10 protein-coding genes are annotated in these 12,464 nt (G+C 66.1%); 8 read left to right on the top strand and 2 right to left on the bottom strand.

From position 1 onward, the window contains the following. Window positions 1-178 precede the first annotated feature (178 nt). The gene (locus P3L18_RS11400) at window positions 179-940 is read right to left on the bottom strand and encodes a hypothetical protein (RefSeq protein WP_276114114.1); all 762 of its coding nucleotides are present in this window, start codon (window positions 938-940) and stop codon (window positions 179-181) included. Between the two features lie 37 nt (window positions 941-977). On the opposite strand from P3L18_RS11400, the gene P3L18_RS11395 reads away from it, so the two are divergent. The 8 genes from P3L18_RS11395 to P3L18_RS11360 all read left to right on the top strand — a co-directional run bounded on the left by P3L18_RS11395 (window position 978) and on the right by P3L18_RS11360 (window position 10,813). Further along, window positions 978-1,739, top strand: a complete 762-nt coding sequence (locus P3L18_RS11395; RefSeq protein ID WP_276114113.1) for a DUF2127 domain-containing protein — start codon at window positions 978-980, stop codon at window positions 1,737-1,739. 80 nt (window positions 1,740-1,819) lie between these two features. Continuing rightward, window positions 1,820-2,149 (top strand): cupin domain-containing protein, encoded by a 330-nt coding sequence (locus P3L18_RS11390; protein ID WP_006370419.1) that lies wholly within the window; start codon window positions 1,820-1,822, stop codon window positions 2,147-2,149. Between the two features lie 100 nt (window positions 2,150-2,249). Continuing rightward, a complete protein-coding gene (locus P3L18_RS11385) occupies window positions 2,250-3,332 on the top strand; it encodes a DUF559 domain-containing protein (protein WP_276114112.1) in 1,083 nt (360 codons plus the stop codon). Continuing rightward, window positions 3,314-3,994: a MarR family transcriptional regulator gene (locus P3L18_RS11380; protein WP_276114111.1), complete on the top strand. Its 681-nt coding sequence runs from the start codon at window positions 3,314-3,316 to the stop codon at window positions 3,992-3,994. The genes P3L18_RS11385 and P3L18_RS11380 overlap by 19 nt, the downstream gene beginning before the upstream one ends. Continuing rightward, window positions 3,994-7,359: a DUF87 domain-containing protein gene (locus P3L18_RS11375; protein WP_276114110.1), complete on the top strand. Its 3,366-nt coding sequence runs from the start codon at window positions 3,994-3,996 to the stop codon at window positions 7,357-7,359. Before P3L18_RS11380 ends, P3L18_RS11375 begins: the two co-directional genes overlap by 1 nt. Before the next feature lie 90 nt (window positions 7,360-7,449). After that, window positions 7,450-8,058 carry a DUF4262 domain-containing protein gene (locus tag P3L18_RS11370; protein ID WP_006370425.1) on the top strand — a complete coding sequence of 203 codons (609 nt, stop codon included), beginning with the start codon at window positions 7,450-7,452 and terminating at the stop codon, window positions 8,056-8,058. A gap of 102 nt (window positions 8,059-8,160) precedes the next feature. Further along, on the top strand, window positions 8,161-9,516 hold the full coding sequence (locus P3L18_RS11365) for an AIM24 family protein (protein ID WP_276114109.1): 1,356 nt from the start codon (window positions 8,161-8,163) through the stop codon (window positions 9,514-9,516). Between the two features lie 202 nt (window positions 9,517-9,718). Continuing rightward, the gene (locus tag P3L18_RS11360) at window positions 9,719-10,813 is read left to right on the top strand and encodes an alpha/beta fold hydrolase (protein ID WP_346348428.1); all 1,095 of its coding nucleotides are present in this window, start codon (window positions 9,719-9,721) and stop codon (window positions 10,811-10,813) included. Window positions 10,814-10,921: 108 nt separating this feature from the next. On the opposite strand, the gene P3L18_RS11355 is transcribed toward P3L18_RS11360, so the two are convergent. Beyond that, the gene (locus P3L18_RS11355) at window positions 10,922-12,346 is read right to left on the bottom strand and encodes an aspartate ammonia-lyase (protein WP_276114107.1); all 1,425 of its coding nucleotides are present in this window, start codon (window positions 12,344-12,346) and stop codon (window positions 10,922-10,924) included. Window positions 12,347-12,464: the final 118 nt, after the last annotated feature.

Below are 12,464 nucleotides of genomic sequence, written 5' to 3'. Positions count from 1 at the left end.
TTTTCACCAGCACCGGAGACTGTTCAGTTATGGTCCACACGCGTACGTGTGGTGAGTCCCTGGCACCTGAGGTGCACAGGCAACCGGTCTAGTGTAGAGAATTCGCTGGCCAGACCCAAATCGCCGCCGGCAGCGCCCGTCCCCACCGCGACAGTGCCCGTCTCCACCGCGACAGCGCTCAGGGCGTGAGTGAGAAGTCGTATCGCGAGGTCGGCACGACGTCGAGTTCCCGGTCGGCGCCGAAGCGCGCGACGCTGGCCAGCATGGCGGTCAGCCGCCGCTGCAGTTCTTCGTCGTCGCCATCGCTGCCATAGAACGCGTGGGGATCGGAGATGGCCGCCATCGGGAACAGCTCTTCGACGATGCCGGTCACCCGCACATCTCCTCGGTCACCGGAATCCGTTGTCAGACAACGCTCGACGATGTTCTGGTAGTAGCCGAAAGTCGCCTGGGTGTCGATGGCCACCTGTGTGTGCTCATCGAGCCAGATCCGCAACCATTCGTCATAGGCGAGATCCTGCGGCCGTCGCAGGAGGGCGATATTGGCCAGTGCGTCGACGCGCGTGCCGTCGGCGGTCGGCGTCGGGTCGAGCGGCGCACGGGTCTGCACCTCCCACGCCGCGAAGCTGTCCACATGTGCGTCGATGCTCTCGAGCGCTGCGGCGGCATCAGGGGCCCACACGCTGATCACCGCATCGATCGGCGGGTCGAAGGTGGAGATCCGCATCGCCCCCTGCACCGCGTCGTCGGAGATGTTGATCTGGAGACGTCGGACTCCCGCGGACGCGCAGTCGGCTCGAAATGTCGGGGTCAGTAGCTGCCCGCTCCCCCAGACCGCCACCATCACCTTTCGATCCCCGAGACGCCGGCTCATGTCGGTGAGGGTAGCGGCGCCGAAGCCGCCGGCGGTCGAGATCGGCTCGACCGACCGGATGACCATCGGCCCCGTGCGGCGGGTTCGGCGTTAGTCTGCCGAAGTGAACTGGGAAGTGTTGTCATGCGGCCTGCGCGGTCACGAGACCTATCGCCCCGACGAGTCCGAACTCGCCGATCGCCTGCACGTCGACAGCGCCGCCGGCCAGGCGTGGCGGTGTCTGCGATGCGGCGACTTCGCCGTGGGTGAGCCCCGACGCAGCGGTCCCGCCGACCACGCACCCGAGGTTCCACGCGGCGCGCTGCTGCGCGACCTGATCATCATGCGGGTGCTGGCCGTCGAGCGGCTGCTCCGCGGCCTGTTCCTGGTGCTCGCGGGGGTCTTCGTCATCGAGCTACGCCACAGCCAGCAGACCCTGCAGGAGAAGTTCGACGCCGAGCTGCCCTTGTTGCGGCCGATCGCCGACCAAATCGGCTGGAACATAGACGATTCCAAGGTCGTCAGCTGGATCGAGAAGGCGACGACGCTCTCGAGCACGACGATCGTCCTTGTCGGATGCGCCCTGCTCGCTTATGGCGCAAGCCAATTCGTCGAGGCTTTCGGTTTGTGGTTCGCCAAACGATGGGGCGAGTACTTCGCGGTGATCGTCACCAGCATCTTCATCCCGCTCGAGGTCTACGAACTCGTCGAGCGTGTGACGGTGTTTAAGGTGCTGTTGCTCGCCGTCAACGTGGCCGCGGTCATCTGGCTGATCTGGAGCAAACGCCTGTTCGGGGTGCGCGGCGGCGGGAAGGCCTACCACGCCCAGCACAGCGCCGAGAGTCTGCTGACGGTCGCGCGGGCAGCCGTCGCCGACGGACACTGATCCACAGCCGCCGAAAGGCACGATCCACAGTTCCCTCGCGGTTGGTTCCGAACCCGGCCCCCGGGTGCAAGAGTGAAGGCATGGACACCAGCCACCTGACCTCGCTCGTCGACCAACTGATCGGGACCGCCCACCGCAGCCGCAGCGGCCGGGCGGCGCAGACCCTGCACGGCGACTCCTCACATCGGCTTCGGCACACCGTCATCGCCCTGGTGGCCGGGCGTGAACTGGCCGAACACGAGAGCCCCGCGGAGGGCAGCGTGCAGGTGCTGCACGGCCGGGTGACCATCACCGCCGGCGACGATGTCTGGAAGGGGCGTCGGGGCGATCTGGTGATGCTGCCCGACGCGCGGCACAGCCTGTCGGCACAACAGGATTCGGCGATTCTGCTGACGGTGATCACGGGATAGGGGGCGATACCCGCCCGCGTCGGAGGACTGTGGCGACAGCCGCACAGTTGCGAACTCGGCACTCGGCACTCGTCAGTGGGTCCGGCTATATTCGACAACGATGAACGAGGGCGTGCCGACCGAAGTCGAGGCCGCTCTCCGCCCGGGCCATGTCCTCCGGGCAGAGGACATCACCGGCGCTGCGATCGACGACCTCGTGGACGAGATCTCGCCGCGATTACCCGTCTTCCTGGACCATCGTGGACCCGATGAGCGAACAGCGCGAAGTGTCACCACCGAGGCACTCGACGCTCTCGAACAGATCCTGCTCGACCTCTTCCCAACCTGGCTCGACGGCGAACCCGGACAGTTGCTCGATGTCGACGAGGCCGTGCATGCAGCTCGCACACTATGCCATCGAGAGGGTCTGGTGACCGGCGTCGTTATCGATCTCGCCCGTGCCGCCGCCTCCCGATCGACTCCGCGCCGAACACAGGCACCCGAGCTCCGGGCAGCAGGCCTGATGGGGCTTGTACGTCACGCGTATCGCCGCGCCGCAGTGGTGCTGGCTGTCCGCTCCAGCACCGAAATGTCGACGGCCTCACAGCGAGCGGCCGCAGCAGCGTACGAATGGTTGGCAGAGCACGGTCACATCACCGTATGGCTCACGTCCGACGCCCTCCCGTCGATCGATCGGATACCAACTGTCCGCCTTGGCCTGGGCATCACGGATCAGGCCGCCGAAGATCCAGGCAAGAGGGCTGCGGCGTCGGACCAACCAATCCTTCTGGTGTCACGACCGGTCGGCGCACCATGCCCGAACAGCCGCGCCGAACGGGCGCTCGAAGCAGCATTGTCCCGTCACGACTGGGCCCGGGACCGAATCTGGAACCGCCGTCCCGCTGACCTCGACCCTCTCGCACCGGCGGTCGTCGTCGATCTCCTGTGGACCGCACAACGCGTGGTCGTCGAGGTCGACGGCGCCGACCATCGTCGTGCGGACAAGTACGCAAGCGACCGCGCCCGCGACAACATGCTTCAGCGGCACGCCTACATGATCCTGCGGTACACCAACGAGCAAGTCCTCACCGATGCCGATCTCGTCGCCGACGAGCTGCGTGACATCCTGGCAGCACGATCGGCATCGGCTTCCGCGCACAGACCGACACAACTCGAGGAGAACACGTGGACCACCCGAAGCTGACACCGAGCCAGAGCGCGGTGCTCTTCGTTCTGATGTCCGAGGCCAAGGAGCTCTCGACACCTCAGTTGCGCGTGCTCGGCCCCAACCTCGACAAACCCGGACGTGAATTACTGCAGCGCCACGGACTGATCGAGTCCCACAAAGGTGCTCGAGGCGCCCTGTTCCACTCACTCACCGACCGTGGATGGGCCTGGTGCGCAACCGAATTGCAGGACGGTCCGCCTGATCGTTCCCTACCTCCGATCCGAGCACTGTATGCGGTGCTGGCGGGAATCGGCCGGTACCTCGATGCCGAAGACCTGCGGCTGCACGAAGTCTTCGGGCGTCCGCGTCGTGACGACGAGCCAGCGCCGAAACCGCAGCCACACCGGTCCGCACCAGCGATACCGGAGAGCAGAGCCGATGCGGGGACCCGAATCATCGAGGCCTACCACCGCATCGCCGCCAACCCGGGAGCCCTGGTAGGTCTGGCCGCGCTTCGCGCGACACTCGCCTCGATCTCGCGCGAAGACTTCGACGCGGCGATCCTGACCCTGCAGGAGCGCCGCGGCATCAATGTGATCCCGCAGGACGATCGCGCGCGGCTGACCGAGGCAGATCGCGCCGCATCCGTGATGATCGGCACCCAGCCGAGTCACCTGCTGGTCATCGAGGAAGTGTGATGGACCAGCCCACTCGACAAGCTCTCGAATCCATCCGACTGGACTGGGCAGACACCCCCGACGACGTCTGGGGTGCGGTGAGTCCCTACCACGTCGAAGGACTTCACGAGCAGATCATCGAAGAGACTCTACGCAGCTTCGAGGACGCGCAGCGCTCGGATTCGGCCAGCCCCATCGGCGTGGTCATCCGCGGTGTCGCCGGCTCCGGGAAGACTCACCTGCTCGGCCAGATCCGTCGACGCGTCCAGGATGAGGGCGGTTACTTCTTTTTGGTTCGACTGTTGGACGGCTCCAACTTCTGGAAGTCGATCACGGTGGCCATGCTCGAGTCCCTGAGTCGTCCCGGCCATACCCATCCCACGCAGTTGGCACAACTGCTCGATCGATTGGCGCGGGAGGCCGAAGTAGCCGAGCCGACAAGGCAAGCCGTGGTCGGCGAATCGCCACTGACCCAGGAGGCGCTCGAGGAGTTCGTCACCGGCGTCTACCGCAACCACGCTCATCGACGCAGATCCCAGCACATTCTGCGCGCCATGGTCCTCACCGCGTCGCAGGACAACGACGCCAAGGATCTCGGGGAGGCCTTCCTCCATCTCGACGTCGACGACGCCGACGAATTGGCCGCATGGGGTATCCGCAATGCCAAGCTCGGCTATCAAGAGATCGTTCAGAACTTCTCTCGCATCATTGCGTTCGACGGCGCGTCTGTGCTGGCGATCGACCAGATCGACACCCTGATCGAGGCGGGGAAAGCGGCCGCTCCGGGTGAGGAAACCATCGTCGAGCAGGTAGCGCATGGCCTGATGGCCTTGCGCGAGAACATGAGTCGCACGTCCACCGTCGTCTCGAGCATCACCGCAGCGTGGGAATACCTGGAGAGCCACGTGATGCGGTCCGCGGTCGAGCGCTTCCGCAAGACACCTATGCTGGAGCGCATGGAGTCGACCGACTTCAGTCGCGAGTTGCTGGCCAAACGCTTTGCCCCGGGCTTCGCGCGCATCGGTTTCGAGCCGCCGTATCCCACCTGGCCCGTGTCTCCTGCCGCACTGGCGAGTGCCAAGCGATTGACCCCGCGCGAACTGATGATCGACGCGGATCGACAGATCATGACCATGCTGCGTTCGGGGTCGTTCGCCGAGATCATCTCAATCAGCGGCGAGAACTCAAGCGCCACTGCTAGGTCCGGAGCGCGCGACGCCGCGCCGGTCGCTACGACGGACACAGCGGCCGATGAGCCCGGACAGCTTGCCACGCCCGCCAAACCCGCAGACTTGTCACCTGAGCTAGCACGGGTCGAGAACCGGTACCAGGAGTTGATCGCCGGCGCCGATCCCCTGCCCGCGCTCGTCTCCGATACCGAGGACCGGGTCGTTCCGACCCTCCTACAGGCCGGGCTCGGTACGTGGATCGAGGCACTCGCCGGCCGTGCCGGGGAATGGCGTCAGGACCCGAAGCCGGGCGCCAAGGCCGTCCTGCACGGCCGGATCAAGCACGTCGTCGATCCTCATCGCGAGATCGATGAGTCATGGAGCTTCCGCGCCATCTCGGCAACGAATGCGCGCGCTGTCCAGACCAGGCTCGCGAACGCAACGACGGCCGCAGGCCTGAGTCTGGGTACGGTCGAACGAATTCTCGTCGTGCTGCGTCGTGACGATTGGCCCAGTGGACCCAAGACCGAACAGATGGTTGCCGAACTGCACTCCCGCGGCGGCAAGGTCATCGCGTGGTCCGAGGACGACATCCGCCGTCTGGCCGCGCTGGCCAAACTCCGCTCCGAACGCCCTTTGCGGCTCCATGAGTGGATCGTCGAGCGTAATCCCGCAGCGGAGATCGGTTTCCTTACCGAGGCCTTGGGGCCGGCCGTGGCGAAAGCAACCACCGATGCCGGCGCCGGGCCCATCGACAACGAGACAGGGCCAGCGGCTACCACTGCGACACCGACCCTTCGAGACGATCATCCCGTGGGGCACCATGCGGTGGAGACCGACGTCGTAGACGCGCGCCGACCGGAGCAATTGCCCGCATCGCCGGCCCGACCGAGCGCCGCGCCGAGTCCCGCCGCAACCGCCTCATCGCCGACAAGTCCGTCCGCCGCGGGTGCCGCCGCGACGGCCACCCTCGTCCGCCCGGCCGACGTTCTCACACTCGGACGGGGATCGACCAGTGGCGATCCGGTATCGGTACCCCTGGTTGCGTTGCGCAAACATGTCGCGATCTTCGCCGGGTCGGGGTCGGGCAAGACCGTCCTCATCCGTCGGATCGTCGAAGAGGCCGCGTTGCACGGTGTGTCGTCGATCGTGCTCGACATCAACAACGACCTCGCCCGGCTGGGCACGCCCTGGCCTGCGACAGACCCCCGGCCGTGGAATCCCGAGGATCGGGCGCTCGCCGACCGCTACTTCGCCGACACCGAGGTGATCGTGTTCACCCCCGGCCGTAAGGCGGGCCGCCCGTTGAGTTTTCGCCCCTTACCGGACTTCGCCGCCCTTGACGGTGAGTCCGACGAGTTCTCTGCCGCGGTCGACTCCGCCGTGGGAGCACTGCTCCCCCGCGCCCGCTCGAGTGAGCGCGGCGCCAAGGCGTCGAGATACGAGGCCGTGCTGCGGCAGGCCATGGTGTATTACGGCCGTCGCGGTGGCGGAAGCCTGCTCTCCTTCGTGGCGCTGCTCTCCGAGCTTCCCGACGGAGTGAGCACTCTGGCCGATGCCGGGCGACTCGCGATCGATCTCAGTGAGAACCTGAAGGCGTCGATGGCCAACGATCCGCTCCTCGACGGCGATGCCGCACCAGCAGATCCGGGGTACCTCCTGACGCCGTCGTCTGGCAAACGGGCGCGGATCTCGGTCATCAATCTGGCGGGGCTCGGCGGCGAGGATCGTGTGGCGAACTTCGTCGGGCAATTGCAGATGTCACTGTTCGCCTGGATCAAGCGCCACCCTGCAGCCGATAAACCTCTCGGTGGCGTCCTGGTGATGGACGAAGCACAGAATTACGCACCCTCTCAAGGCACCACGAGCGCCACCCAGAGCACCCTCGCACTCGCCTCACAGGCTCGTAAGTACGGACTGGGATTGATCTTCGCCACGCAGGCACCGAAGGGGATCCACGGGCGCGTGAGTGGGAACGCATCCACGCAGGTATTTGGAAAACTCAATCATCCCAACCAGATTGAGGCTGCGAGAGAACTCGCTGCGAGTAAGGGCAGCCCGATTCCCGACGTCGGCCGCCTGTCCACGGGAACCTTCTACACAGCCGTCGACGGCGGTCGGTTCATCAAGGTGGACACACCGCTGTGTCTCAGCTATCACCCACAGAGCCCGCCGACCGAGGACGAGGTCATCGAAATTGCCCGGCGAGGACGCTGACCTGCGACCTGTTCACAGACGGCAGCGGGCGTCCCGGACTTGTCGTACCCCCGTGGTGTCATGAACGCACCCTCGAACAAAGGAGCGACCATGGCCGATCACGCCGCAGCAATCCGGGGCATCCCGCGCTGGCATCCCGATCCCCTCGTCCGTGAGACGCTGTCCACCATCCGCCGGTTCGGCTGGGCGGTGACAGCGGTCGGCGACGGGTGTTCGTGCGGGGATTCACGGTGCGCGCCGCCGGACTGCGCGTTCGCGTACACGACGGGTCTCGCGTTGCACTCGATCCCCGATCTGGTGGTCTTCGGTCTCGACGCACGCACCGGTTGTGAGTTGCTCAACGAACTCGGTGAGTTGTTCCACCGGGTCGACTGGCGATCGGTGGTCGACGGTCGGACCGAACTCGAGGTGCATGCTCTCGAGGTGCGGGTCCGGGTGATCGAGCTCGTCGACAAGTCCGACATGCTCATCACCAACGAGCTGTTCCCGAACCATCCTGCGCTGCAAGTGGTCTGGGCCGACGATCTGGGTACCTTCCCGTGGCAGACGGGCTATGCGCTGCAACCGATTCATCAACCGGTCAAGGGCGTCCCCGACACGGGCACCGCTCACGCCGGCGGCCCACGAGTCGTGAGTGCGTCGGTCGGCGGCAGTCGGGTCGAGTCTCGCCGTGCCCGGCGGCGCGGCCCTCGCGAGTAGAGCGGACGCCGCACGGGGCGGGCCGTCGACTCGCCCCGCGCGGCGTACGTGAGGACCGTGGACTCCGGTCGGTCACCGGCACATATCGGGCACACTGGAACCATGCGGCACCTCGCCTCGGGACAGAACACCGCGCTGCCATCGGCGACAGTGACGGTGTCGGTGCGTTCGGTGACGCCGGTGAACACCTCGGCGGTGTTGCTGACGTCGGCTCATCGGGTTCGGTCCGATGCCGACTTCGTCTTCTACAACCAACCGACCGGCCCCGGGATCTCCTACCGCGCCGACGGTGGTGCCGACGTGCTCGACATCGACACCACACGACTACCCGCCGATATCGTCACCGTGGCCATCGCGGCCAGCCTCGACGGAACCGGCCCCGTCTCGTTCGCGACCGCGGGACGCCTGGAGGTGACCATCGCACCCGCCGGGGCAGCCGCCGAGGAGACGATCGCCTTCTCGCCGGACGGCCTCACCAGCGAGGCGGCGGTGGTCTGTGTCGAGATCTATCGACGCGGTGATGCCTGGAAGGTACGCGCCGTCGGACAGGGATACGACGCCGGATTGGCGGGTTTGGCAACCGCTTTCGGCATCGATGTCGAGGACGACGCACCCGTGCCCGAGTCGCCTCCGGTACGCGATCCCCAACCGTGGCCACCCGACGCATCACACCGCCGCACTGCCAGTCCGCCTCCGCCCCGACCGCAGCCCGAGGGAGCACCCATGCACAGCGATCTGTTCAACCCCGATCATTCCGAGGTCTCCGGACAGGGCATCCAGAAGCAGGGCAGCAAGATGTGTCGCATCGGCCTGTCGGGTGAGGTGATGGCGCGGGCCGGGTCGATGGTCGCCTACCAAGGCGATCTGAGCTTCGAGGCTCTCGGCTCCGGCGGCATCGGACGCATGGTGCGCCAGGCACTCTCGGGCGAAGGCGTGCCGCTGATGAAGGTGAGCGGCCGCGGCGATCTGTTCCTGGCCAACGCCGCCGCCGACGTCCACCTCATCGACCTCGACGGAACCGACGGCCTGACCATCAACGGCGCCAACGTGCTCGCCTTCGACTCCACGCTGCACTACGACATCGCGCGCGTGCAGGGGGCCGGCGCGCTCGGCAACGCCGGAATGTTCAACTGTGTCTTCACCGGTCGCGGGCGCATCGCGATCACCACCGACGGCACGCCGGTGGTTCTCACCGTCGACGCGGCCACCTACGCCGACCCCAACGCCGCGGTCGCATGGTCGTCGAGCCTGCGCACGTCGATCAAGTCCAACGATTCGTTCAACCTCGGAACCCTGATGGGGCGCAGCACCGGCGAACGACTCACCTTGGCGTTCGCCGGGCAGGGCTTTGTGGTGGTTCAGCCCTCGGAGTTGCCGCCGGGCGGATTCGTCGGCGGCACCGGCGACGGCGGACAAGCGGGCGTCGGTGGCATGCTCGGCGGGTTCCTCGGGCGCTGAACGCTTTTCGGCCCTTCATCGCCGACGAGTCACACGGCATCCGTGATACCTACTTTCAGGTAGCAAAGAGCGGACACCTTCGGGATCGGAGTACACACGTACTCTTACTGCGTGGTAACTTACGTTCTCGTCACAACGTGACGCACGACACTCGGCAGCGGCCGCCACAGGGGGCGGTCACTTGTGGGAAGGGGAAATCGCAGTGCCGCATCATCGATTTTCACGACGGGCGTGGACCCGCAGAATAGCCACCACCGTGGTCGCGGTGGCCACCGGCGTGGGGGTGGCGCTGTCACTCGCGGGCCCGGCCGCCGCAGCCGACCAGCAACAGCAGCTCGCCGACTTCATCGCGGCGGGAGCCAAGAAACCTGTTGTCGCAGAGACGATTCTGGCGGGACGCAGCTCGTGGTTCACCCCGACCGGCAACGGTCCGCGCCAGGAGAGCTTCCTGCCGGCCTTCGGGTACGGGCTGACCAATCCCAACATCGCGCCGCCGGGGGCCAACGATTGGTCATGTAAACCGAAACAGGGTCAGGACCCGGTCGTCCTCGTCCACGGCACGTGGGAGAACGCGTACAACAACTGGGCGATGCTGTCGCCGGCCCTGAAGTCCGCGGGCTACTGCGTCTACGCGCTGAACTACGGCATCCTGCCGACCCTGCAAGGCGGCGGGTTGGGCGCACTGCTTCCCGGTGCCTTCGGCACGGGTGACATCGCGCAATCCGGCACGCAGCTCGGCGATTTCGTCACCAAGGTGCTGTCGACCACCGGTGCCTCGAAGGTGAACATGGTCGGCCATTCCCAGGGCGGCATCGCCGCGCGTCAGTACATCCGCTACGACGGCGGCGCCTCCAAGGTCGCCAACCTCGTCACCTTGGGCGCCACCAACAACGGCACCTCACTCGACGGAATCGGCACCCTGGGGCGCACCATCAACAACCTCGGCATCGACGTGCTCGGTCCGATCGCACTGGGCGTCGGCGCATCGGGCATCCAGCAGGTCTACGACTCCCCCTTCATCAAGAATCTCAACAAGGGCGGCGTGTACGCCGTCGGCGATGTGAAGTACACGATCATCGGCAGCCGGTACGACGAGATCACCACGCCGTACCAGTCGACCTTCTTCCCCGCGGGCACCAAGAACACGCGAAATATCGTGCTGCAGAACGGGTGCGAACAGGACACCTCGGACCATCTGTCGTTGAGCTATTCACCGCGCGCGGTGTCGATCGTCCTCAACGCCTTCGATCCGGCGGTTCCGATCGTGTGCGCGCCCAACGCCTGGCTCCTCGGCTGACGGCGAGACTCCACTTTCCGGCGAGGTGATGCCGCTCCCCCACGGCGGGAGCGGCATTGCCGTCTGCTCACCACAACCCCGAGACATCCGGGTTCTCGTCGCCGGTCATCAGCGGGGGCTGTCGCCCTCGGCGGTCACCGGACGCAGATTGGCCAGATGCGAAGGGCTGAGCAGTCGTTCGAGCTCGCCGCGCTCGAGGAGGCCCGCCTCGAGAACCAACTCGAGGACGGTACGCCCACTACGCAACGCCTCCTGGGCGATTGCGGTCGAGGCGACGTAACCCAGCGACGGGCTCAGCGCCGTGACCAGACCGATCGAGTTCTCGACCCGATGCCGCAGCGTCTCCTCGTTGGCGGTGATGCCGTCGACGCACCTGGCGGCGAGTGTCCGGCATGCCGCGCTCAGGTGGGTCATCCCGTCCGACAGGCAGGTCACGATGATCGGCTCGAAGGCGTTGAGCTGCAACTGGCCCGATTCGGCGGCCATGGTGATGGTGACGTCGTTGCCGATCACCTCATAGGCGACCTGCGAGACCACCTCGGGTATCACCGGGTTCACCTTGCCGGGCATGATCGACGATCCCGCCTGGACCGGCGGCAGGTTGATCTCACCGAGTCCGGCCCGCGGCCCCGACGACAGCAAGCGCAGATCGTTGCAGATCTTCGACAGCTTCACCGCGACACGTTTGAGAACCCCCGACAGGTGCACGAACTGACCCACATCCTGCGTGGCCTCGACGAGGTCGTGCGCACTCACCAGGTCAAGGCCGGTCTTGTCGCGGAGATGGCCGACGGCCTTGTCCGCGTAGCCGACAGGGGCATTGAGACCCGTGCCGATCGCGGTGGCACCGAGATTGATCTCGTGCACCAGGGTCGCCGCCTCACGCAGACGTTGACGATCCTCGTCGATCATCACCGCGAACGCCCCGAACTCCTGACCGAGGGTCATCGGCACCGCATCCTGCAACTGGGTGCGTCCCATCTTGACGACCGAGGAGAACTCCGCGGCCTTGCGCGCAAAAGCCTGCTGCAGCACCGACATCGCCTCGTCGAGTTCACCGACTGCCCGGATGGTCGCCACGTTGACCGCGGTCGGGTAGACGTCGTTGGTGGATTGCCCGGCGTTGACGTGCTCGTTGGGGTGCAGGTGCCGGTACTCACCGCGACCGTGTCCGAGGATCTCCAACGCCCGGTTCGCGATGACCTCGTTGGCGTTCATGTTGGTCGAGGTACCCGCGCCGCCCTGAATGACGTCGACGACGAACTGATCATGAAAGCCGCCGTCGAGGATCTCGTCGCAGGCCGCGCAGATCGCACTCGCCCGCTCCTCGTCGAGGATGCCGAGATCGGCATTCGCGCGTGCCGCCGACCATTTCACCGCGGCGAGCGCACGGACGAGATGGGCGTTGGAGCCTATCGTTCGTCCGGTGACGGGGAAGTTCTCCACCGCCCGGAGGGTATGGATACCCCAGTACGCCTCGGCGGGCACCTCGCGCCGACCGAGAAGATCGGTCTCGGCTCGCTCCTGGGCCATCGTCACGTCTCACCTATCCTGCTGTCGGGCTGTCTGACAGCTCTAGTGTCATACATAGCTGAGCTATCGTCAACACGTACGACCGCTACACACACCGGATCGAAGACGGAGGACCATC

Origin of the sequence: Gordonia sp. N1V, from assembly GCF_029269935.1 — a bacterium.
Lineage (GTDB): Bacteria > Actinomycetota > Actinomycetes > Mycobacteriales > Mycobacteriaceae > Gordonia > Gordonia polyisoprenivorans.
This window is presented reverse-complemented; position numbering and strand designations above follow the sequence as displayed.